General features: G+C 71.8%; 21 protein-coding genes. 10 read left to right on the forward strand and 11 right to left on the reverse strand.

Translation table 11 applies throughout. The annotated features are described in order from the left end of the window. Nucleotides 1-7: 7 nt before the first annotated feature. Complete coding sequence (locus ABZT06_RS15865; protein WP_355740489.1) at nucleotides 8-934, reverse strand: carbohydrate ABC transporter permease; 927 nt, start codon at nucleotides 932-934, stop codon at nucleotides 8-10. 16 nt (nucleotides 935-950) lie between these two features. Next, entirely contained in the window at nucleotides 951-1,916 is a 966-nt protein-coding gene (locus tag ABZT06_RS15870; RefSeq protein WP_355740491.1) for a sugar ABC transporter permease, read from the reverse strand. Nucleotides 1,917-2,082: 166 nt separating this feature from the next. On the opposite strand from ABZT06_RS15870, the gene ABZT06_RS15875 reads away from it, so the two are divergent. The 3 genes from ABZT06_RS15875 (at nucleotide 2,083) to ABZT06_RS15885 (ending at nucleotide 4,449) form a co-directional block, all read left to right on the forward strand. Further along, complete coding sequence (locus tag ABZT06_RS15875; protein ID WP_355740493.1) at nucleotides 2,083-3,243, forward strand: ROK family transcriptional regulator; 1,161 nt, start codon at nucleotides 2,083-2,085, stop codon at nucleotides 3,241-3,243. A 115-nt stretch (nucleotides 3,244-3,358) separates the two neighbouring features. Beyond that, entirely contained in the window at nucleotides 3,359-3,544 is a 186-nt protein-coding gene (locus tag ABZT06_RS15880) for a hypothetical protein (protein ID WP_355740495.1), read from the forward strand. Between the two features lie 44 nt (nucleotides 3,545-3,588). Further along, a complete protein-coding gene (locus tag ABZT06_RS15885) occupies nucleotides 3,589-4,449 on the forward strand; it encodes a DMT family transporter (RefSeq protein ID WP_355740497.1) in 861 nt (286 codons plus the stop codon). An 11-nt stretch (nucleotides 4,450-4,460) separates the two neighbouring features. Here the strand turns inward: ABZT06_RS15885 and ABZT06_RS15890 are convergent, their stop codons facing one another. Beyond that, nucleotides 4,461-5,828 carry a S1 family peptidase gene (locus tag ABZT06_RS15890; protein WP_355740499.1) on the reverse strand — a complete coding sequence of 456 codons (1,368 nt, stop codon included), beginning with the start codon at nucleotides 5,826-5,828 and terminating at the stop codon, nucleotides 4,461-4,463. Nucleotides 5,829-6,456: 628 nt separating this feature from the next. On the opposite strand from ABZT06_RS15890, the gene ABZT06_RS15895 reads away from it, so the two are divergent. Beyond that, nucleotides 6,457-6,837 carry a PPOX class F420-dependent oxidoreductase gene (locus ABZT06_RS15895; RefSeq protein WP_355740501.1) on the forward strand — a complete coding sequence of 127 codons (381 nt, stop codon included), beginning with the start codon at nucleotides 6,457-6,459 and terminating at the stop codon, nucleotides 6,835-6,837. A 67-nt stretch (nucleotides 6,838-6,904) separates the two neighbouring features. Here ABZT06_RS15895 and ABZT06_RS15900 read toward each other — a convergent pair whose 3' ends face one another. Further along, a complete protein-coding gene (locus ABZT06_RS15900; protein ID WP_355740503.1) occupies nucleotides 6,905-9,649 on the reverse strand; it encodes a hypothetical protein in 2,745 nt (914 codons plus the stop codon). A 209-nt stretch (nucleotides 9,650-9,858) separates the two neighbouring features. Between ABZT06_RS15900 and ABZT06_RS15905 the strand changes: the two genes are divergently transcribed. Further along, nucleotides 9,859-11,211 (forward strand): Gfo/Idh/MocA family oxidoreductase, encoded by a 1,353-nt coding sequence (locus ABZT06_RS15905; protein ID WP_355740505.1) that lies wholly within the window; start codon nucleotides 9,859-9,861, stop codon nucleotides 11,209-11,211. A 39-nt stretch (nucleotides 11,212-11,250) separates the two neighbouring features. Here the strand turns inward: ABZT06_RS15905 and ABZT06_RS15910 are convergent, their stop codons facing one another. Beyond that, nucleotides 11,251-11,661 (reverse strand): OB-fold domain-containing protein, encoded by a 411-nt coding sequence (locus tag ABZT06_RS15910; RefSeq protein ID WP_355740507.1) that lies wholly within the window; start codon nucleotides 11,659-11,661, stop codon nucleotides 11,251-11,253. Nucleotides 11,662-11,846: 185 nt separating this feature from the next. After that, nucleotides 11,847-12,536, reverse strand: coding sequence for a TetR family transcriptional regulator (locus ABZT06_RS15915; RefSeq protein ID WP_355740509.1), 690 nt, complete (start codon nucleotides 12,534-12,536; stop codon nucleotides 11,847-11,849). Nucleotides 12,537-12,671: 135 nt separating this feature from the next. On the opposite strand from ABZT06_RS15915, the gene ABZT06_RS15920 reads away from it, so the two are divergent. From ABZT06_RS15920 to ABZT06_RS15930, 3 genes are all read left to right on the forward strand, one after another. Further along, nucleotides 12,672-13,505: a hypothetical protein gene (locus ABZT06_RS15920; protein ID WP_355740511.1), complete on the forward strand. Its 834-nt coding sequence runs from the start codon at nucleotides 12,672-12,674 to the stop codon at nucleotides 13,503-13,505. 100 nt (nucleotides 13,506-13,605) lie between these two features. After that, the gene (locus ABZT06_RS15925; RefSeq protein ID WP_355740513.1) at nucleotides 13,606-14,271 is read left to right on the forward strand and encodes a peptidoglycan-binding domain-containing protein; all 666 of its coding nucleotides are present in this window, start codon (nucleotides 13,606-13,608) and stop codon (nucleotides 14,269-14,271) included. Between the two features lie 9 nt (nucleotides 14,272-14,280). Next, entirely contained in the window at nucleotides 14,281-14,772 is a 492-nt protein-coding gene (locus tag ABZT06_RS15930; protein WP_355740515.1) for a flavin reductase family protein, read from the forward strand. A 33-nt stretch (nucleotides 14,773-14,805) separates the two neighbouring features. Here ABZT06_RS15930 and ABZT06_RS15935 read toward each other — a convergent pair whose 3' ends face one another. From ABZT06_RS15935 to ABZT06_RS15950, 4 genes are all read right to left on the reverse strand, one after another. Then, entirely contained in the window at nucleotides 14,806-17,193 is a 2,388-nt protein-coding gene (locus ABZT06_RS15935) for a SpoIIE family protein phosphatase (protein ID WP_355740857.1), read from the reverse strand. Between the two features lie 163 nt (nucleotides 17,194-17,356). Continuing rightward, nucleotides 17,357-17,923, reverse strand: coding sequence for an antibiotic biosynthesis monooxygenase (locus ABZT06_RS15940; RefSeq protein ID WP_355740517.1), 567 nt, complete (start codon nucleotides 17,921-17,923; stop codon nucleotides 17,357-17,359). Between the two features lie 49 nt (nucleotides 17,924-17,972). Next, entirely contained in the window at nucleotides 17,973-18,353 is a 381-nt protein-coding gene (locus ABZT06_RS15945; RefSeq protein ID WP_355740519.1) for a hypothetical protein, read from the reverse strand. 366 nt (nucleotides 18,354-18,719) lie between these two features. Beyond that, entirely contained in the window at nucleotides 18,720-19,643 is a 924-nt protein-coding gene (locus ABZT06_RS15950; RefSeq protein ID WP_355740521.1) for a MurR/RpiR family transcriptional regulator, read from the reverse strand. A 170-nt stretch (nucleotides 19,644-19,813) separates the two neighbouring features. On the opposite strand from ABZT06_RS15950, the gene ABZT06_RS15955 reads away from it, so the two are divergent. Together ABZT06_RS15955 and ABZT06_RS15960 are read left to right on the forward strand one after the other, a co-directional pair. Beyond that, nucleotides 19,814-19,954: a hypothetical protein gene (locus ABZT06_RS15955; RefSeq protein WP_355740523.1), complete on the forward strand. Its 141-nt coding sequence runs from the start codon at nucleotides 19,814-19,816 to the stop codon at nucleotides 19,952-19,954. Nucleotides 19,955-19,994: 40 nt separating this feature from the next. Then, complete coding sequence (locus ABZT06_RS15960) at nucleotides 19,995-20,396, forward strand: DUF3662 domain-containing protein (RefSeq protein ID WP_355740525.1); 402 nt, start codon at nucleotides 19,995-19,997, stop codon at nucleotides 20,394-20,396. Between the two features lie 29 nt (nucleotides 20,397-20,425). Here ABZT06_RS15960 and ABZT06_RS15965 read toward each other — a convergent pair whose 3' ends face one another. Then, nucleotides 20,426-22,105, reverse strand: coding sequence for a phospholipid carrier-dependent glycosyltransferase (locus tag ABZT06_RS15965; protein WP_355740527.1), 1,680 nt, complete (start codon nucleotides 22,103-22,105; stop codon nucleotides 20,426-20,428). Between the last annotated feature and the right edge of the window lie 15 nt (nucleotides 22,106-22,120).

Below are 22,120 nucleotides of genomic sequence, written 5' to 3' on the forward strand. Positions count from 1 at the left end.
GAGTCCCTCACTTGATCCCGGTGAAGCTGATGGTGGACACGATGCGGCGGGCGAAGAACCCGAACAGGAGCAGCATCGGCAGCGCGGCGATGAGCGTCGCCGCCATGAGGCCCGACCAGTCGACGCCGGTTTGCGGGGTCTGGGCGCGGAAGATGGCCAGCGCTACCGGCAGCACGCGTGAACTGTCGCTGTAGGACACCATCAGGGGCCAGAAGTAGTCGTTCCAGGACGTGATGTACGTCAGCACGGCCAGGGTGAGCACCGGGGCGGACGCCATCGGCAGCAGCACCCGGAAGAAGATCCGCACCTTCCCGGCGCCGTCCAGCAGGGCCGCCTCCTCGACCTCGCGGGGCACGTTCATGAAGAACTGCCGCAGGAAGAACACCGCGAACGGCGTCATGAACATCGTCGGCAACGCGATGCCCAACAGGTTGTCGATCAAGCCGAGTTCCTTGATGAGCACGAAGTTCGGCAGCAGGGTGAAGATGGTCGGCACCATCAGCCCGGCGAGGAACAGCGCGAACACCTTGTCGCGGCCCCGCCAGCGCAGCCGTGCGAAGGCGTAGGCGGCCATCGCGGAGAAGAAGATCTGGCAGACGGTCACCAGGGTGGAGACGATCACCGAGTTGAGCAGATAGCGCCAGAACTTCAGCCCGCCGCCCGCGCCGCCCTGCGCGATCGCGTCCTTCGTGGACTCCAGGCCCAGGGCGCGGGCGAATCCGGTGCCGGTCAGGTCCACCGGCAACGGGTCGGATGCGTGGGCGGCCAGCCCCGAGTTGGTGGACAGCGCGGTGCGCAGGATCCAGTAGAACGGCAGCAGGGTCACGAGCACGATCGCGCCCATCGCCGTCCAGGCCAGGACCCGGCCGGGGGAGAGGGAACGGCGCCGGGTGGGTCGTACGCGTGTCGTCGTGGTGGTGGTCACGGCAGCCATGTCGACTCCTTCCGGGTCAGCCGAGGTCGGTCTGGCCGGCCCGGGTGAGCCGGTACTGCAGGACGGTGATCGCGCTCAGCACGACCAGGAGGGCGACCGACATGGCCGACGCGTAGCCGAACTGGAAGCGGCCGAAGGCCGATTGGTAGATGTAGAACTGGAGCACGTTGGTGGCGTTCGCCGGGCCGCCCGCCGTCGTCACGGCGACGGTGTCGAACACCTGGAACGAACCGATCACCGTCATGATCAGAACGACCGCCAGAACTGGCCTCAGCAGCGGCATGGTGATCCGCCAGAACATCCGCCACTCGCTCGCGCCGTCCACCTTCGCCGCCTCGTACATGTCGTTCGGGATGGCCATGAGCCCCGCGAACAGCAGCAGCGCGGTGTAGCCGACGTGCCGCCACACGTTGATCAGGGCGATCGTCGGGATCGCCCAGGTCTCGTCGGCGAGGAAGGGGACGCGGTCGAAGCCGAGCCCGGCGATGATCTCGTTGCCGATGCCGAGCTGGTTGTCGAGGATCCACAGCCAGACCAGGCCCGCGACGACGTTCGACATCAGATACGGCGTGAGCACGATCCCGCGCAGCAGCGGGGACTGCGTCAGGCGCTGCAGGAGCACGGCGATGGCGAGGGCGGAGACCGTCTGGACGCCGATGTTGATGACCACGTACTCGACGGTGACCTTCAGCGACTCCCAGAAGATGGGGTCGTGGATCATCCGGTCGTAGTTGGCGAGGCCCACCCATTCCGCGGGGGTCAGCAGGTTGAAGCGGGTGAAGCTCAGATAGATGCCCCGCAGCGTCGGCCAGAGCAGGAAGACCACGAAGCCGATCAGGGCCGGGGCGATGAACACCGCGGCCAGGCGCCCGTCGCCCCCGCTCGACCCGCCTGAGCCACGCTCCGTGCCTGGTTCGGTCCGTGCCCCCGCGGAGCCGCTGAGCGGCAGACGCGACGGAGGGCTGCTGGAGGCGATGGTCATCGGGAGACTCCCTCGTCTTCGGTGGCTCGTCCTCGGCCACTTACTTTTGTCGCGAAAGAATCCAGGCGTCAAGGGGCCTGCGAACATCTTTTCCGGGCCGCCACCGCGGCCTTAGTGTGGTCACATTGCTTTTGTTGCGAAAGAAATCATGTGGGAGTCTGCCTTCATGACCGCAGTTGCCGCCAGCTGGCTACCGCTGAGCGCCGGTGAGCGCTCGGTGGCGATCGAGGTGCTCGTCCACGGCCCGCTGTCGCGCACCGAACTCGCCCGCCGCCTCGACCTCTCCGCGGGCAGCCTCACCCGGCTGACCAAACCCCTCATCGAGTCGGGCCTGCTGATCGAGGTCCCCGAGGCGGGCACCCCGGCCGAGGCGCGACAGGGGCGCCCCTCGCAGCCCCTCGACGTCGTCGCCGAGTCCCGGTCCTTCATCGGCTTCAAGATCACCGAGGACATGGTCTACGGCGTCGTCACCACCCTCAGGAGCGCGATCGTCGCCCGCCACGACCGACCCCTCACCAGCCACGACCCCGCCGAAGTCGCCGACCTGCTCGCGGAGATGACGAGCGAACTGGCCCGCGCGTACCCGCGGCTCGCCGGCATCGGCATCGGTGTCGGCGGCTTCGTCCAGGAGCGTGCCGTGGTCGGCGAATCGCCGTTCCTGCACTGGCGGGACGTCCCCCTCGGTGAACTCGTCGAGGAACGCACGGGGTTGCCGGTGGTCGTCGAGAACGACGTCGCCGCCCTCGTCGAGGCCGAGACCTGGTTCGGCGCCGGACGCGGCCTCGACCGCTTCGTCGTCCTCACTATCGGTGCCGGCATCGGCTACGGCCTGGTCCTCGGCGGCCGGCGCGTCCCCTACGCCGAGGAGGACCGGGGCTTCGGGCGGCACTGGATCGTCGACCCCAACGGGCCCCTCACCCCCGACGGCAACCGCGGCAGCGCCGTCTCCCTGCTCACCATTCCCAGCATCCGCTACCAGGTGCAGGCCGCCACCGGCCGCGACCACACCTACGAGGAGATCCTCGCCCTCGCCGCGGCGGGCGACCCCATGCCCGCCCGCGTCGTCGACGAGGCCGGGCGCGCCCTCGGTGTCCTGGTCGCCCAGATTGCCAACTTCGCCATGCCGCAGAAGATCATGCTCGCCGGAGAGGGGGTCGGGCTGATGGAGGTGGCCGGCAAGACCGTCGAGGACACCATCCGCTCCCACCGCCACCCTCTGGCCACCCCGATCGACCTGGAGACCCGGGTGTCCGACTTCCACGACTGGGCCCGCGGCGCCGCCGCACTGGCGATCCAGGTGCTGGTCCTGGGTGTGGCCGAAGTGTGAAGCGGGTCACGCCTCTTGACAGATGCCCCCTTGACAGATGGACGTGATCAGTAACACGGTCGGATATGTCCGTTTCTGGTGCGATTACTCACGGCGCCTTCACTTTCGGGGCCGTATGCTTCACACCATGTCCACCAGCGTTGAACCCGTGACCGATCGATCGGCCGACGAGGTCAACGAGGAGATCCGGGCCCTGTGGCGCCGGGCGGGCGGGACACTGAGCGGCGAGCAGCGCGAGGAGTACCAGCGCCTCGTCCTGGAGTGGGCCGCCGCCGCTCCGCAGCCGGTCCCGGCGGCCTGACCCCGCGGGGCATCACCGCCCCGTCCCTGGGCACCCCTGACGGGATGGGCCCTCTCCTCGCACTGGCCTCAGCGGTCTGCTACGGCATCGTCGTCCCCCAGTTCTCGGCTTCGCTCGAACCGGGAGGTGCCCCCACCTCCGGCGGTCTGCTGTCCCGCCGCGCCCACTTCGCCGCCGTCACCTTCCTCGGCCAGATCGGCGGTCTGCTCCTCGCGACCACCGCCGCGCTTCTCCTCCCCGCCGACGCCGTACGTCCCGTCGACCTCCTGTGGGGCGCCCTGTCCGGACTCGGAAGCGGCGCCGCCATGCACTTCCTCAACCGTGGCCTGAGTCACGGAGCGATGAGCGTGGTCGTGCCCGTCAGCGCCGTCACCGGGGTCGCCCTCTCCGTGGTGTGCGGAGTGCTCCTCGGCGACCGGCCGACCGCCGTGGCCTGGCTGGGAATCGTCCTCTCGGCGCCCGCGCTCTGGATGGTCTGCGGCGGCGGCAAGGACGACGGCGGAGGCGTTCCCGACGGACTGCTGGCCAGTGCCGGTGTAGCGCTCCAATACATCGCCCTCGCCCAGGCCGGTGCCTCCAGCGGACTGTGGCCGGTGGCCGCGGGGCGGGTGGCCGCCGTACTCGTCCTGCTGCCCGCGGCGGCGCGACACCCTCGGCGCCTGCGCCTGCCGCCCGTGCGAGCCGGTCAGGCGGTGCTGGTCGGAGCGGGCGCCGCCCTCGGGCTCATCCTCTACCTGCTCGCCGCCCAACGGCAGATGCTGGCCGTCGCCGTGGTCCTGGCCTCCCTCTACCCGGCCCTCCCCGTGATCCTCGGACTCGCCCTGCTGCATGAACGGCTGAACCGGAAACAGGTGGTGGGCCTGGTGGGGGCCGGAGTCGCGACGGTCCTTCTCAGCCGGGGATGAGCCCTCCAGCCTCATCCCCAAGTCGCCGAGTAGTACCGCTGATACGCCTTGCGGTCCTGTTCCGAGCGGATGTACCGCGTCGCCACCAGCGCGATCAGGCTTCCCCCGACGACCAGCAGTCCGGGCCCGACGTTCCGGGTGTCGGTGAGCCGGCTCAGCAGGGGCGTGCCCTGGGCCCCCTCCACCGCCGCCGAGGAACCGGGAGAGGCGGCACCAGGTGCGATCGAGCCCTGCGCGGAAGTCGCCGACGGTGCGGGAGAGGCCCCGCCGGCGGCGGCCGGGTTCGACACGATCAACCGCATGCCGAGCGCGGTCAGCGCCTTGGTCACCGGCTGGAAGAACGTCGTACCGCCCTGGGTGCAGTCACCGCTGCCGCCCGAGGTGATGCCGAGCGCGATCCCCTCGGAGAACATCGGGCCGCCGCTGTCCCCGGGTTCGGCGCACACGTTCGTCTCGATCAGCCCGGTGACCGTGCCCTCCGGGTAGTTCACCGTCGAGTTGACCCCCGTCACCTGACCGTCGCGCAGCCCGCTGGTGCTGCCGCTGCGGAACACCCGCTGCCCGATCGCCGGATCGCCCGCGCCGGTGATCTGCACGCCCTTGCCGTTGCCGATGAACACGACCCCGGCGCCGTCGCCCGCCTTCCCGTCGGCGTACTGCACCAGCGAGAAGTCGTTGCCCGGGAAGTTCTGGGTGACCGTCCTGCCGAGCTGGTTGTTGCCGCCGGTGTCCGCGAACCAGATCGAACCGGTGGGACCGCAGTGCCCGGCCGTGAGGATGAAGTCGCTCTGGCCGTTGGTCACGTTGAACCCGGCCGAACAGCGTCCGCCGGTCGACAGGATCGGCTGCGCCCCGTTCAGGCGGGGCGTGAAGGTGCCCTGGGTGCGCTCCATGCGGACGAAGCCGCCGATGCCGTCCGCGACCTTCGTCATCGCGGCCCAGTCGGACGCCGAGACGGTGCTGTCGCCCTGCACCACCACCTCGTTGGTCCGGTAGTCCATGGACCAGGCGGTCCCGGCGACCCGGGGCGCGGAACGCAGCGTCTTCGCCGCCGACTTGAGCTCGTCCATGCTGTGCCCGACGACCTTGGCCTTGGCACCCGCCTTTTGCACCTCGGCGGCCGCCTGCTCGTCGGTGACCGCGACGACCGGCTTGCCGTCGGCGCCGATCCACGTGCCGGCCGTACGGGAGCTGCCGAGCCGCGACACGAGCTCCGCCCCCGTCCGGCCCGCCTTCGTGGCGTAGGTGTGCGGCACGGCGGTGGCCGCGGGAGGCTCGCTCGCGACGGCCCGCGTGACCATCACACCTCCCAGGAGGAGTCCGCCGACTGCCGCCAGCCGTGTCACTCGCCGGACGACCCGTCGTCGTGCGTGCCTCATGCATGGCTCCCGAACCAGAAAAAGCGGTGTCTGCACCGCGGGGCCCTCCGGTCGTTGAGTGCCCTCCTTGCATACGCGGCCCGGGCCGGGCGCGTTCACGACAGCCGGTGATCCAGTGCGGCGGGATCTCCCCGAGGTACCTCAACCAGCCATGCTTGGAGGTGCGTTGGCCGAATCTCCACGCATGCGGGCCTCGACCGCGGCGAGGACACGGGCCACGTGTAGCGGCACGTCCAACCTGGCCGCCACGAGCCACGCCTGGACACGGCCCGCACCACCCGGCCGGACCCACTCGGCGACCCATGGCCTGCGGTCCGGCCTGCACATGTTCCGTCGGCCGAGCGCCACGAAAACCGGGTCCGGCCCGCCGGTGGTGGCCCACGGCCGGGATCGGCGCCTGACAGTCCTCAGCAGGCCGCCCGCCGGCACGGTCGTACGCCCATCCGCGCGCCGTAGCATGTCGACCCCACGACACCGCACCTCCACGAGGGCCGAAGAGCCGTCACCGGTCCGACGGCCGGGCCGGTTCGTCGGGCGCCGCAGCCACACGGGCACCGACCGGTGTCGCCGCGGCTCCCGAAGCGCACCGCACCCGCGCCGGTCGCACGTGTCCGCCTAGACTTCGGTCATGAATGACACGCCGCTGGAGCGGCTGGGCGCGGGCAAGTACCTGCTGCTCACCAGCTTCCGCAAGAACGGCAGCCCGGTCGCCACCCCCGTGTGGGTGGTCCGTGACGGGGACACGCTCGGCGTGTGGACGGTCGCCGACGCCTGGAAGGTGAAACGGATCCGGGCCCGCGCGGACGTCCTCGTCGGTCCCTGCGACCTGCGGGGCAACCCGACCGGTGACCAGATCCCGGCCACGGCGGAGATCTGCGACGCGGCGACCACCGCCCGCTACCGGCAGCTTTTGGCCCGCAAGTACGGCCTCCTCGGCCGGCTCACACTCCTCGGCAGCAGGCTGCGGAGAGGGCAGGACGGGACGGTCGGCATCCGTGTGACCTTGTGACGAGCGGGGCCCGGTCACTCCGGGCCCCGCTCGAAGGGCGATCACGCGCCGCCGTGCGGCGTCACGCTCACGGCCGGTCGAGCACCGTGCCCGTGAGCACCGGCCGGTCGGGCAGCGGCACGGCGTTGCGGTCGGTCAGCGCGAGGCGCATCGACTCGGCCGGCTCGGCCACCTGGTCCTGGACGGTCGGCACGACGAAGTCCACGCTGGTGCTCCCGGGCGGGATGTTCATCCAGACCCACAGGCTTGCGTCGGACAGCGGCCGCTCGGGGTCGGGCACGTCACCGGAGTTGTCCTTGAGCCACTGCGGGTCGACGTCCTTGGTGGACAGTTCGGTGCCCTCGGTGACCGGAAGGACCCGCACCGGCTCCCAGAGGTCCACCGCCGTGGGCGCGTCGATCGACAGCCGCCAGGTCAGCGTCTCTCCCTCGGTCACCCGGTCCGCGACCGGCGACAGGGTGACCACCGGCTCGGGGTCGTCGTTCTCGACGGTGACCCCGCCCCGGTGCTGGCCGACGACGGAGTTGTGCACGGCCTTGACGGCGATGTCGTGCTCCACGTCCTCGCCGTAGTTCGTGTCGCCCTTCACCACGACCGGCACGTCGATCGCGTGGCCGCCGGGCCGTACCGTCACCAGACTGCTCTTGGACCGCCCGGTGGCGGGGTCGAGGACGTACACGCGGACCTGACCGCTGCCGTGCCCGGAGATCTTCACCGGGATGCGGTAGGTGCGGGTGCCGGAGTCGCCCTCCTTGACGATCGTGCGGCCCACGTCGACGCGGGGCAGTGCGGCCGCCTTGACCGCGGGAGTGCCCGGCGCCCAGCCCCAGGCGTCCATCAGCCAGGCCCGCCCGGAACGCGAACGGGGCGTCAGATCAAGGGACTTGACGTGCCGAAGATCGAGCCCGGCCCGGGTCGCCGCCGTCAGCGGGACACGCAGCTCCTGAGCCCAGTAGGACGCGGTCCGCTCGGAACCCGGCAGGCCCGCCACCGCGACCTGGCCCAGCGTCACCCGGCGGTTCGAGGAGTCGGTGACGGCCACGTCGAACTTCGTGCCGGTCGTGTTCGGCGGTACGAAGACGCGCAGCGCGAGCTTCTGCGAACTGTGGAGCGAGAGCGGCTTGGCCGGAGTGACGCGCGCGGCCCTGCCCGGCGCGGACCACTTCAGGGCCACCGCGCCGCGACCGGTCTCCTTCTCCGTCTCCCACGACGCGAAGTGCGGTGACGAGCCGGAGGTCTCCTGACTCAGACAGGCCACGGCCGGGTTCGGGTCGATCGCCGAGCACAGCCGGGCGCCGCTCACCTTCACCCCGGCGTCCGGCAGGAAGCCGCCGCTGCGGTGCCCGCCGACCGCGTGGGTCAGCACCCGGGCCGGGTCGGCGGACGGGGCCCGCCTGCCGGAACCGTCCAGCAGCGGAAGCACCCGGTCGTCATCGGCGAGGAAGAGCCGGGCCGCCGCGGCGATGTAGGTGGAGCCCGCCTTGTGCTGCTGGGCGGCGGTCAGCCGGGTGGCGGCACCCGGCGAGCACACCGGGTCCCGCTGCTCGGGGTCGGTCCCGAAGTCGTCCTCGGCCGGTGCCTCGGCCTGGCCCGGGGTCCACTCGCTGTTGAAGTAGTTGTGGTTGGCGCCGACCACGTAGACCGCGCTGTGCAGCGCGGTGCCCTTGCCGACACCGCGGGTGCCGTCGACGAAGTCCTCGCCCTGCAGGTCCGACACATCGCCGTCGCAGCCCGGCAGCAGGGCCACGGACGGCACGTCGGCGACGGGATTCTGGCCGAAGATCGTCGGTCCGATGAGCACGGTCCCGCGCACCTTCCAGCGCACCGGCCCCCGGTAGCCGTCCTCGGCGGCGGGCGGCGGGTAGAGGCTGTCCATGGCGGCCCGGTTGACGCCCTCGCCGCCGCGCGAGTGACCGACGAGCAGGACCCGGGAGAGGTCGGCCCTGGCCGCCTCACGTACGACGGCCGGGGCGGTGGAGGGGTGGGCGGTCCAGTCGGCCCAGCGGGCGAGGTGCTGCCGCACCAGCGAGGAACGCGCCTGCGCGCCGGCGTCCTCGGGCTGCCAGTCCTGGGCGTTGATGCCGTTGGCCGAGATCGACACCGTCACATAGCCCTGGGAGGCCAGGAGTTTCTGGTCGCGCAGGTAGCCCTTGTCACTGGGGATCGGCTTGTAGCCGTCCGCGCAGGGCCAGTCGATGTTCACGTCGTCCTCGCTGCCCGGCTTGTAGCAGGTCGCGTGACGGCCGTGCAGGAACAGCGCGAGCGGCCGGCTGCCGGTGGCACCCTTCGGTGCCACCACCTGGGCACGCATCTCGACCGGGGTGGCGAACCCCGGCAGGCGTATGGGGTCCAGGTCGTACTCGCCCGTGACCGTGCGGTACGAGCCGGGCTTGCCGGGGTCGACGCCGTTCGCCGGTGCCTGCGCGGGGAGCCGCACTCCTCGTGCGTCGGATGCGCGCGGCTCGTCGGCCGCCGCGTCCAACCGGCGCCCGGCCGCGGTCACCTGAAGGTCCGTCAGTTCGGTGGAGGCGGCCTTGTCGAGGGCGAGTCGGAAGGTCCGCCCGTCCTTCGCCGGCTTCGGCACTCCGAGCAGCCGGTTCCCGGTGCGGAACTCGACGCGTGCGTCCCCCATGGGCACGGTCTTCGGCGCGCGCCAGACCAGCTCACGCGACCCGCGCGCCCCGTCGATCCGCCACCCCGGCGGAAGTCCGTTGTCGTTCGTCGCGCTCAACGATCCCGCGTGGGACTGCTGTTGAGCCTGTGCCAGTCCGGGCGATCCCGCCAGGGCCGCCAGTACCGCCACGGCGGTCACACATATTCGCCGGGCAGGGTTCAATGGTCTCTCCTCAAAACCCCGTGCGCAGACGTCCCGTCGGTCCCGGGCGCCTCTCGCGTCACATAGGACGGGGGAGAGGCGTCTGTGGGTTGTCTGTGCGGAGCGCCCGTTCGCGGGCGAACGACGTGATCAAGCCAGAGAGACCGCGGGGACTAGCGGATCACCGCACGGGGGAAGCGCTTTCCATGAGCCGAACTCCCCGCCTCCGCGCGGCCGTCGTCGGAACCGGCCACCGCGCCCACCTGTTCACCCGCGCCCTCGCCGCACGCCCCGGCCACCGCGTCGCCGCCCTGTGCGATCCCAGCCCCACCCGCATGGCCTTCCACAACCGCCTGCTCGCCGCGGCCGGCGAACCCGCCGCCGCCCAGTGGGAGCCCGCACGGTTCCCCGAACTCCTCGCCAAGGAGGACATCGACGAGGTCGTCGTCACCACCGTCGACGCCGAACACGACCGCTACATCGTCCCCGCCCTCCAGGCCGGCTGCCGGGTGGTCACCGAGAAGCCGATGACCGTCGACGCGGACCGCTGCGCCCGCATCCTGGACACGGTCCGGGAGACCGGCAACTCCCTCACCGTCGCCTTCAACTACCGTTTCAACCCCGTGCACGAGAAGGTCCGTGACCTGCTCGCCGACGGCGCGATCGGCGAGATCCTCTCCGTGCACTTCGAATGGCTCCTCGACACCCGGCACGGAGCCGACTACTTCCGCCGCTGGCACCGCGAGAAGCGGCACAGCGGCGGTCTGATGGTCCACAAGGCGAGCCACCACTTCGACCTGGTCAACTGGTGGCTCGCCGACGAGCCGCAGGAGGTCTTCGGCTACGGGAGGCTCGGCTTCTACGGCCGTGAGGCGGGCGAACGCCATGGCCTGCGCCGCGACTACAGCCGGGCCCACGGGGCCGGGCCGGCCGCCGACGACCCCTTCGCCCTCGACCTCGCCGCCGACGACACCCTGCGCGCCCTGTATCTGGACGCCGAGCAGGACGACGGATACCTGCGCGACCGCAACGTCTTCGACGGGCCCGTCACCATCGAGGACGACATGGCGCTCCTGGTCCGGTACTCCCGGGGCGCGACGATGACGTACCACCTCACCGCCTACTCCCCGTGGGAGGGCTACCGGGTCATGTTCAACGGCAGCGCGGGGCGCCTGGAACTGGAGGTCGAGGAGAGCCGCTGGCAGGCGCCCCGGACCAGGATCACCTCGGCGAGCGGTGCGCTGCACGGGGACACCGCCGCCGACCATGCGGGCGGTGCGCGTCTGACCCTGCGGCCCCTGTGGCAGCCGCCGGTCGACGTGCCGCTCGTCACCGCGCACGAGGCGCACGGCGGGGGAGACCCACGCATGCTCGACGCCCTCTTCGGGCCCCTGGATCCCGCTGCCGGGCCGGTGAACGAGGACTCCGGTGCCGCGACGCATCCGACGGCCACCGAACGGGACGGTGCCCTGGCGCTGGGCGTGGGCGTCGCCGCCAACCGGTGCTTCGAGACGGGGCGGCCGGTGCGGGTGCGTGATCTGATCCCCGGGGCGTGGTGAGACCGAAGGCTCCTGACACCTCCCAGGGTTGACGAGGCGTCAGCTCCAGGCGCGGTAGGGCTCGTCGAGCAGCTGGAAGACCGGCTCGCCGCGCACCGGGTCCTTGGCCGTGGACATCCGCACCCGGTCTCCGCTGTGGATCGCGGCGGGCGGGCCCATGACACGGCCCCGGACCACGAATCCCTCGGCCAGCTCGATCAGTGACACGTTGCGGGCGGCGGGGGTGTTGCGGTGGACCACGGTGGAGTGGCGGACCGTGCCCACGCCCTGGCTGCGCTCCGTGCGCAGGTCGCCGCCCTGACAGACCGGACACAGCAGCCGGTGGTACATCGCCGTACCGCACCAGCTGCAGCGCTGGAAGAGGATCGCGTCCGTGGCCGGCGCGGCGGGCTCGAGTACGCCCGTCCCGGAGCCGACTGCCTGACGAGCAATGCCTGAGTGGTGGTACACGCTGGTCAACTCCCTGCGCTCGGCCGGAATCCCACGTGCCCGGGTAACCGTGCACGGACGTGCTCGGCTCCTCGTGCCGCCGTGCACGCCGTCAGCGTATGGCACTGAGTGTCAGCCGTAAAGGTACTGGGTACCCTCTTTTTGTGCCGGGCGCCCGCTGGCTCTCGCCCTACGGCCGCTGCGGCTCAGTCCCGTTCGAGCGTGGACTCGATCTCCTGGACCACCCGCCACAGCGGGGCCCCGCGGCGGGAGACGATCACCACCACGTCCTCAGGCGGCTCGTCGGCGGACGGCGCGCCGGGCGCCCCGAAGGCGGCCTGCACATAGTTGAGCGCGTGCTCCACCGCCTGCTCGGCGTCGCCGTGCCCGTCCGAGCGCAGCCAGGAGCGCAGGGCGTTGTTGTGCGCCGCGGCCACGGCGGCCGCGATCACGTCGGCCCGGAGCGTCCCGTCGTGCAGCCCCTTCAGGCGCCCGCGCAGATACTCCGCGAAGGAGCGCTCGTAGCGCCACACCACGGACAGCTCGTAGGCGCGCAGGCCGGGCACCTGCTTGGTGAGCCGGTAGCGCTGCACCGAGAAGGTCGGGTTCTCGGTGTACATGCGCAATACCAGCCGTACCGCCTCGCAGACCCGTTCCAACGGGTCGCACCCGGGGTCGCTCGCCGCCAGGAAGGCCGTCATGTCGGTCAGGCACCGCTCGTGGTCGGGGAAGACCACGTCCTCCTTGGACGGGAAGTACCGGAAGAACGACCGGCGCCCGACTCCGGCGAGCGCGACGATGTCGTCCACGGTGGTCTGCTCGTAACCCCGTTCCAGGAACAGCTGGAAGGCGGCCGCGACCAGCGCGTCCCGCATGGCGGGCTTGGGGGAGCTCATGGTCGCGAACGTAGCATCCGAACCCCTCATGTGGCACTGGGTGCAGCTTTCGGAGGGAACTGAGTGCTGTGCCGTGCGTTGTCCGGTGCGTGTTCCACCGCATACGCTCGACGCCCGCCCGCCGAGGAGCCCCGCATGTCCCGCCGCCCCGCCCTCCTGTACGTCACCGACCTGGCCTACCAGGCCCGCGGCCGCCGCTACTGCGACGAGGACATCCTCCTCACCTCGCGCCTCAGGGAGGACTTCGACCTGGCGCTGTGCCACCCACGGGACACCGCCGCGCTGGCGGACGGCTTCGACGCCGTCGTCGTCCGCAACAGCGGGCCGGTGCTCGCGTACCAGGAGGCGTACGACGCGTTCCGCGAGCAGGCGCTGGGCAACGGCACGCGCGTGTACAACCCCCTGTCCGGCAAGGCCGACATGGCGGGCAAGCAGTACCTGCTCGACCTCACGGCCGCGGGGTACCCGGTCATCCCGACCGTCGACCGTGCCGAGGACCTCGGCCGGCTGCCCGCGACGGACCGGTACGTCGTCAAGCCCAGGCTCGGCGCCGACTCCATAGGCCTGCGGATCGTGTCCGCCGACGAGGTGCGCGGCCACATCGACGGGCAGGTCCTCGTCCAGCCGTGCGTGGACTTCGCCTACGAGGTGTCCTTCTACTTCGTCGACCACGCCTTCCAGTACGCCCTGTACGCCCCGCACGCCGACCGGCGCTGGGCCCTGGAGCCGTACCGGCCCACCCCCGACGACCTGGAGTTCGCCCGGCGCTTCATCGAGTGGAACGCCCTCGGCCACGGCATCCAGCGCGTGGACGCCTGCCGGGCCCCGGGCGGCGAGCTCCTGCTGGTCGAGCTGGAGGACCTCAACCCGTACCTCTCCCTGGACGCCCTCGACGACGAGGGCAGGGACGCCTTCGTCACGGCCATGAAGGCCTCACTGCACCGGTTCCTCGCCTCCCCCGCCCGGTGACGGGAAGGGCGCGGCAGCGCTGAACTCCCGGGCCCGCGGCGCCGTATCACTCCCCGGGGGACGGCGCAGACCCGTGTGCGCGGGACGGAAGGAGACCAGGATGCCGACACCGTCCGACCGAGGGATGCCGGGGGGCGGGCCGCCCATCGAACCCATCCGGGTGCTGCGTCCGCGCCGCACCGACGCGCTCGCGGAGCTGATGAAGGACATGCCGCCCCGGGCGGCCGTCCGGTACGAGTCCTTCGCGCTGCCCGTCCCGCCGTCGGGAACCGAGGACGCGACCGAGGAACTGCCACCCGTCACGGAGGACCGCACCCGGCGTTCCCGTGACATCCCCCGCGGGAGGGTGCCGGGACTGCGCCGCACGGCGATCGCGGCGGTGGTGACCGCGGCCGCGGTGACCGGCTTCGGCTGCGCGCTGCTGCTCGCCGGCCGCGGAGAGAGCACCGCCGTGGCGGCCCCGGAGCCGACGGCGACCGCCTCCGCGACCCCCACACCCACCCCGACGGCCGCCGGCGCCACCGACCCCGACGGGTCCGGCACCCTCCGCCAGGGAGACAGCGGCCCCGAGGTGAGCGACCTGCAGGAACGTCTGCGACGCATCCCGAACGTCTACGACAACGGCTCCACCGACGGCACCTACGACCCCACCCTGACCGCCGCCGTGGCCCGCTTCCAGCTCTGGTACGGCATCCGCGGCGACGAGGACGGCGTCTACGGCGACGACACCCGGCGGGACCTGGAGTCCCGCACGGGCGGCGGCTGATCGTGGAGGATGGCGGGCATGGACGCCTTCATCGACCGGCTCGACCCCGACATGTGCGTCGTGACCGCCGCCACGGACGGCGACCGCGCGGGCTGTCTCGTCGGTTTCGCCTCCCAGTGCTCGATCGAACCCGTGCGGTACGTGGTGTGGCTGTCGAAGGCCAACCGCACCTACCGGGTGGCCCGCACCGCGAGCCGGCTCGCCGTCCATCTGCTCACCCGCGAACAGCAGGGCCTCGCCGAGCTGTTCGGCGGGGAGACGGGGGACCGGACGGACAAGTTCGCCCGGGTCCGCTGGCGGGAGGAGGCCGGCGGGGCCGTCGTACTGGAGGAGGCGGCGGCCTGGTTCGTCGGCACGGTCGTGCTGCGCGCCGAGGGCGGTGACCACGTCGGGTTCGTCCTGGAACCGGAGGCGTGGGGCGAACGGGAGGACACCGAGGGCGCGAAGCTGCTGCGGCTGTCCGACGCGACCGCCATCTCGCCCGGCCACCCGGCGGACTGAGCCCGGCGGGGGAGCCGCTGATGGCCCCACGGCTCACTCGGGCCCGGTCGGCACCCGGATGTCCACGACGCAGACGTCGTCGCGCCGCTCGCCCTCCAGCAGCGAGACCAGCAGCGGGGCCAGCGAGCCGGGCTCGGCCGTGTGGTGGGCGGTGACGGCCGCGGCGAGCCGGGCCAGACCCTGGTCGATGCCCTCCGGCGGCCTCTCCACCAGGCCGTCGGTGTAGAGCAGGACGCGGTCACCCGGCTCCAGAACGCAGTGCGCCTCCTGGAAGTCCGGATCGGAGGACGCCCCCAGCAGCATGCCGAACGGGCGGTCCAGATAGCGCACCTGCCCGCCGCGCACCAGCAGCGGTGGCGGATGGCCGGCCTGGGCCCACACCAGGCAGCGCGCGCCGGGGTCGTAGCGGGCCAGGACCATGGTCGCGGTGCCGTGGGAGTCGCGCGAGTGCAGCAGCAGGGTGTTGAGGCGGGCCAGCGCCCCGGTCAGCGAGGAGCCCGTGATGACCATGCCCTTGGCGGTGAAGCGCAGTTGGGCCATCGTGGCCACGGCGTCGATGCCGTGCCCGGCGACGTCACCGACCACGAACAGGGCGTCGCCGTCGGGCAGTTCGATGGCACTGAACCAGTCGCCGCCGACGTGGATGCCCGACTGGGCGGGCAGGTAGGCCACTTCGACCCGCAGCCCGGCGAGGAGGGTCGGCCGGGTGGGCAGGGGCAGCAGCGCGTGCTGGAGGCGGGCGGCCAGGGTGCGCTCGGCGTGCAGCACCCCGTGCTGCGTCTCGATCGCCTGCTCGCTCTTGACGAGGGCCAGTTCGGCGCTGCGCTGCGCGGTGAGGTCCTGGACGAATCCGTGCACCTCGACGGGTTCGTCCTCGGTGTCCGTCACCACTTCGGCGACCATCCGCAGATGGCGGACCTCGTCCCCGGCCCGGATCCGGAACGGGACGTCGAACTGGAGCCCCGAGCGCACGAGTTCCCGCACGGCGTGAGCCAGCGCCGGTGCGTCCTCGGGCAGCGCGAGCCGCGCGAGGTCGGTGAGCCGGACCGGTCCGAGCGCCGGATCCCGGTTCATGACGATGAAGGTCTGGGAGGACCAGCTGCCCTCGCCGGTGACCAGGTTCCAGTTCGCCCAGCCCAGGTTCCCCAGCCGCTGGACGTCCGCCAGGCGCTGTTCCTGCCGGTCGGAGGAGTCGTGGCGGACCCAGGTGATGACCAGGGCGTTGCCGAGGCGGGCCGCGTGCACCGCGTACGTGCACAGCACGGGGGCGCCGTCCACGACCTCCTGGTAGGCGAACGGCTCGCCCTCGAACGGCTCGCCGGTGGTCAGCGCGCGCAGACAGCCGTGCCACACCGCGTCACCCGCGATGCTCGGGAAGCACTCCAGGATCCGCCGGCCGAGCAGCTGCCTGCCGGTGCGGCCCGCCACGTCGACCGCCTGCTCGGTGGCGGCGTCGATGCGGTAGTCCTCGATCTCCCCGGAGGGGCCGCGCAGCGGCGTGAGCAGCATCGCCGGGCCCGGCAGCGCGTCGAACACGGGCTGGACGGCGGCCGAGGCGGCGGTGCTGTGCTCCGTCCGCGCGCGGACGGACCGCAGCCAGCCGGCACACAGCCGGACGACGGCCCGCAGGAGCTGCCTCTCCTTGTGCGAGAACGCCCCGCTCCGCGCGCGCAGGATCCCGATGCAGACCTCGGCCCCGTCGCCGGTCGCCACCGGCAGCCAGGCGCGGGACAGCCAGCGCTCGGGCGGGTCCCCTATGAGCAGGTGCCGCTCCCGGTCCGTCGCGAAATCCTCCAGCCAGCGGGGCTCGCGCGTCCGGAGCGCTTCGAGCGCGGCGATGCCGCCCAGCGGGGGAACCTGCGACCACTGGGCGGCCAGGGTGGCGTCGATGCCGGCGTGGCCGATCAGTTCGAGCCCTCCGGCCGGCAGGGTGCGGAAGAGCAGGACCGCGTCGGCGTCGACGTCCGCCGTGAGCCCCTCCAGCAGGCAGCCGGCCAGGTCCTGGGGTGTGGCCACATGGACGAGGGCCTTGCCGAGGCTGCCGAGCGCCGTGAAGCCGTCGTCCAGGTCGCAGGTGTCCCGCCCGGCGGCTCGGGCGGTACCCGACCGGACGGACCGCGGACCGGTGGGCCTGGGAATCGCGGGCAATGGCGCCCCGTACGCGTCGTCGCCGACGGGGGACTCCGTGGCGGCGCCGAGCGGGGGCAGGGAGGCGAGGGCGATCCAGCACTCCTCCAGCAGCGTGCGGTTCCCGGCCTTGGCGCGCTGGAGCAGATCCTCGCCGGCCGCGTCCGGGGTGCACCCGGTCAGCGCCATGATCGCGCCCTTGGCCCGCTCGAGCACCGCCGAGGTGGCGGCCTGGTCCCGCAACCGGTCCATCTCGGCACGTTGCCGGGCCACGACCTTGGCCAGCGCGGCCATGTCGGGCGCGGTACCGGGGTGCGTAGGGCCGGTCGACTCGCTCGTCACGCGTTGAGCATCGCACATGCGCCATGGGCCGATCGCGCTCTTGTCGACACGCATCCCACACACCGGTGACCCCTTTGGTTGACGAAACCGGCCGGGCCCCCGGTTCGTGGCGGGGTCAGTGATCGGGCGCCGGGTACAGCCACCTCCGCAGCAGCCGGCTCAGCAGCGGCATCACCAGATACGTGAGCAACGGCAGCAGCATCACCGGGAACACCGCGGCCCGCAGTGGCAGGGGCCAGGCGGCCGTGCGGGGCGTCACCAGCCACTGGATCAGCAGCGTGCACGGGAACGCGCCGAGGAACGTGGTCAGCACCATCTTCCAGCGGACCGGGGGCCGCACGGTGGTGCCGGGCAGACTGAACCAGGTCTCGAGCCCGGTCGTCGACTGCCGTTCGCTGCCCAGCTCCGTGGCGATGTCGTCGATCCGCGCGTGCCAGGCGGCCCGCTCGTCCGACTCCAGCCAGGCGGTGAGCCGGTGCGCGTCGGACCAGCGCAGCACCGCGTGGAAGCGGTGGCCCTCCTCGGGGTGCAGCCAGGAGACGCCCTCGTTGCCGGGGAAGCGTCTGGCGCTGCGGGTGATCCCGTGGGTCCAGCGCTCGAAGTCCCGCTCCCGGCCGGGACGCACCTCCCACGTGAGGACCGTGGTGACCGGATCGCCGTGCCGTACTTCTGTGGTGCTCATGCTCACCACGGGTCCCACGTACGGCGTGGGTCATGCCCTCGGGAAAGGGTCAGCGTCCGTGGTGGTGGTCGACCAGGGCCTGGGTGACCGCGCGGATGCTGCGGGCGATGTGCTGGAGCTGGAGCACCTCGGCCGCGTACAGCTTGATCGTGTGCTCGATGACCGACTCCGGCAGCCCGAGCGACGGCAGGTCCGCCCGGGCGGTCTGCAGCGCGGTACGGGCGACCCGGATCTCGTGCTGGACCTGGATCTGCGCGTGCCGGGCGAGGAGCACGGTGTGCCGCATCAGGGCCGGATAGCTCGCGTACCGCGCCGGCACCAGCTCGCGCAGCCACTTGGCCGCGGAGCGCTCCCAGTCGTAGCTGCCGGGCGTCTTGACCTGGCAGGGCCAGTCCGGGCCGGGACGGGTGGTGGTGCGCGTGGTCGTCATCAGGGCCATGGTGTTCGCTTCCGGGTGTGCGGCGTCGTGCGGGTGGTCCGACGTGGTTGGGCGGCCCCGGTCTAGGGGATGACCGGGGCCGCCACGGGCTCGCGTGCAGGCGAGGCCCTACCGAACACCCCGAAGCGCCGACGCGGGTAGGTGACGACGGCCCGGGATGTCCGTAAGAGGAGCCCTCTCGGGCGGTGTGGGGGTGGGGACGGGGACAGGGGTGCGGACGGTCCCGGAGTGGTCCGGGGGTGATCCGTGAGCAGTATTTATATATGCCGTCCACTTGGCAAGGCGTATGAAAACATTCATGCTCGATTTATTGCGGATGGCCCCGTTGTGCAGGCGTATGACCGGGGGTGGGAGGGGTCAGTCCCTGAGGAAGAACTGATGCTGGTCGGAGATCTGCTCGTACTCCTCGAGCCGCGCCTGGGTCCGCTCCGGGTCGGCGTCGGTCATGGCCTGGAGCAGGGCCGCGGCGATCACGCCGGGCGCGGCGTAGGAGTCGAAGACCAGCCGGGAACCGGTGCCGGTGGAGAAGAGGACGTCCGCCTCGTCGGCCACGTGCCCCAGCGCCAGGTCCGTGACCAGGGCGATCTTCAGGCCGGCGCTGCGGGCGACCCGAAGCGCGGTGAGGGTCTCCTGGGCGTGCCGCGGCATCGAGAACGCGAGCACCCAGGTGCCGCCCGCCTCACGTGACTGCAGGAGGGCGTCGTAGGCGACGCTGCCGCCGCGGGTGACCAGCCGTACGTCGGGATGGATACGGCGTGCCGCGTAGGCGAAGTACTCGGCCAGGGACGCCGAGATGCGCAGGCCGAGGACGGTCAGCGGGGTCGACTCGGACAGCTTGCGGCCGAGTTCGATCATCTGGTCGGGGTCGGCGAAGTCGCGGCGCAGGTTCTCCAGGTTCTCGATCTCCGCGTCGACCGCCGCCTGGAGTTCGTTGCCGCGCGACTCGTCGTCGGCGACCGGTCCGCCGGCGAGCGTGCCGAGCGCGATGGACTGGAGCTTCTCCCGCAGGGCGGGGTAGCCGCTGAAGCCCACCGCCGCGGCGAACCGTGTCACCGAGGGCTGGCTCACCCCCACGCGCTCGGCGAGATCGGTGATGGAGAGGAACGCCGCCTCGGTGATGTGCTCGATCAGGTACTGCGCGATGCGCCGCTGCCCGGGGGAGAGCCGGGGCCTGTCGAAGAGCGTCCTGAGCTGGGAGGCCGGCGCCGCCTCCGTCTCCGGTGCGGTCTTGCCCGAGGTGATCGCGGATGCCTGTGCGCGTGCCTGCTGCGGCGATGACACCGGGGCGCCTCCTTTGTCTGCCACGGGGAGTCAACATAGCCCACACCCCCCGGTGACCAGGGCTTGTACGAAAGCATCCGGCGACCACCCGGAAGGACGGATACGTGGCCGCCGGACGGGAACCCGCTCCTGCGCACCCCCCTTCGACGACACCCGAGGAGCAGCCCCGTATGACCGTCCCCGACGAGGACCGGCCCGAGCCGCGGACCGGCGAGGCGGACACACCCCGGGCCCCCGGCGGCAGCGGGCGCACCCTGCGCGAGGCGTTCGAGGAAGCAGGGATGGAACCCGACGACTTAGCCCAGGAATGACGCCGCACGCGAGACCGGAGCTATCGGCAGGAGAGACACCATGGGTGCGCTGAGCGCGCTGGAACAGGCAATGGAGCACGGGTGGGAGGCGCTGTGGGCGCGGGTCGTCGACCGGGAGCCCGTCGAACTCCTCGACGCACTGCGGCGCGAGTGCGACAGCAATGTCGTCGTGTGCAGTGAGCACCGGGTGGTGGTCCCGAACGCCTACGACGTCGAGCTGGCGGACTTCGCCTACGACGAACTGGTGCGCCGGGGAAGCGACGTGGGCCAGGAGCTCACCGACAGCCTGGCGCGGCACGGCGAGCGGCAGGGCTACGAATGGGCGGGCCCGCTCACCGTGCACATCACCAGGTCCGACCAGGTGCCCAACGGCCGTTACCGCGTGACCAGCGGGGCGATGCAGCACGTGAGCGCCCAGGGGTTCCAGCAGGCCGTCCGCTGAGCGGACGCGGGTTCCGCCCGCCGCGGTGGTCATCGGCGATAGATCGTGATCGAGTGACCGACCTCGTCCACCGCGCGGCTGCTGCCGATCAAATCGGCCAGCCGGCCCCTCGCCTTGGCGACCGACGAGTCCGACACGACGAGCAGTCCGCGCACGTCGTCCACGGGCACCTTGCGCGGATCGGACGCCTCGATGCCGTAGGCGGACGGCACCCCGCTGCCCTTGTAGACGAGCCAGATCCGTTCGTCCGGATAGCGCTCGCGCAGCCGGTCGGCGAGTCGGCCGAGGTCCTGGCCCCAGTCGACGTTGGAGTCGTGCAGCCGCAGATGGGTGCGGGCCGGTCCGCCGAACGCCTCGTTGGAGTACGGCAGATAGTAGGGAAAGGTCCGCACCGAGCTGACTGCGACGAACAGCACCAGCACCGCGGTCGCGACCGTCGCCCAGCGTCGGCGCAACGCCAGGACACACCCGGCCGCAACCGTCAGGAACATGGGCAGGAAGAGCGCGTACCGGGTCCCGAAGTCCCGTGACCCCGTCATGGCGGAGGCGAGCAGCACCCCGGCGGGCACGAGCAGATACGGCGCGGCGGGCCGCAACCGCCGTACCGCCACGAGCACGACGGCACCGGCGGCCCACAGCGCGAGCAGCCCCAGCGGGGTCTTCACCAGGAGCGCGACCGGCAGGTAGTACCAGAGGTGCCCGGTGTACACCCGCCCGAACAGGAAGCCCTCCCAGGCGTGGTTCTCGAAACGGAACTGGAGGCGCATCCCGTCCGCGTATGCCTGGGGGAACGGCAGCAGATCGACGAGGGTCTCCCGCAGCCCGCGCACCACCGGCACCTGGTCCTGGGACGTCCACCGCAGTCGCGGATCGACCACCAGGTACGACGCCCAAACGACGGCTACGGCGGCCAGCGTCAGGACCGCTGCGCCGGCGAGCACACGCAGGAGTCGCCGCCGCGTCTGATCACCGCGACGCGCGGTCCACACCGAGAAGGCGGCCAGTCCCAGCAGGACCGGCACGGCCGGCAGCGCGCTCATCTTCGTAGCCAGGGCCGCGCCCAGCGCCAGACCGGCGAGCGGGACGTACAGCCGTGGCCGTACTCGGGCCCGCCACAGCAGCCACACCGAGGTGAGCAGGAAACCGGCCATGGGGACGTCGAGCGTGGCCAGCGAACCGTGGGCCACGATGTCGGGGGAGAAGGCGTACAGGGCCAGTGCCGCGAGGCCCGCCGCCCTTCCGGCGAGCTCCCTGGCGAAGGCGAACACGACCAGCCCGAACAGCAGCGTCAGCACGATCACCGGGAGCCGGGCCCAGAACATCAGCCGCCAGGGGTCGTTGCCCGACTCGTACAGCAGATGGGGGCCCAGGTCGATCTGGGGTCCGTCGAACGCCGTGTCCACGTGCGGGTCGGCGATCGCCACCCCGACGGCGACGACGAGCTTGCCGAGCGGCGGATGCTCGGGGTTGTAGCGGATGCCCTGACCGTGCAGGTACTCGGCGGCCGTGGCCACGTAGACCGGCTCGTCGATCGTGGGCGTCTGCTGCACGGCGGTCGTCACCATGACGGCGGCCATCTGCGCGAGCAGCACGACGACGAGGAGCGGCACCAGCCACCGCCGGACCGGTCGCGGCTGCCGCACCTCGTCGTCGTGGGCCCCGGACCCGGGGACCGGGGCCAGGACCGTCTGCTGCTCGTTCGCCATCATCCGCCCCGCGGTGAG

Source organism: Streptomyces sp. NPDC005483 (assembly GCF_040606035.1).
Taxonomy (GTDB): domain Bacteria; phylum Actinomycetota; class Actinomycetes; order Streptomycetales; family Streptomycetaceae; genus Streptomyces.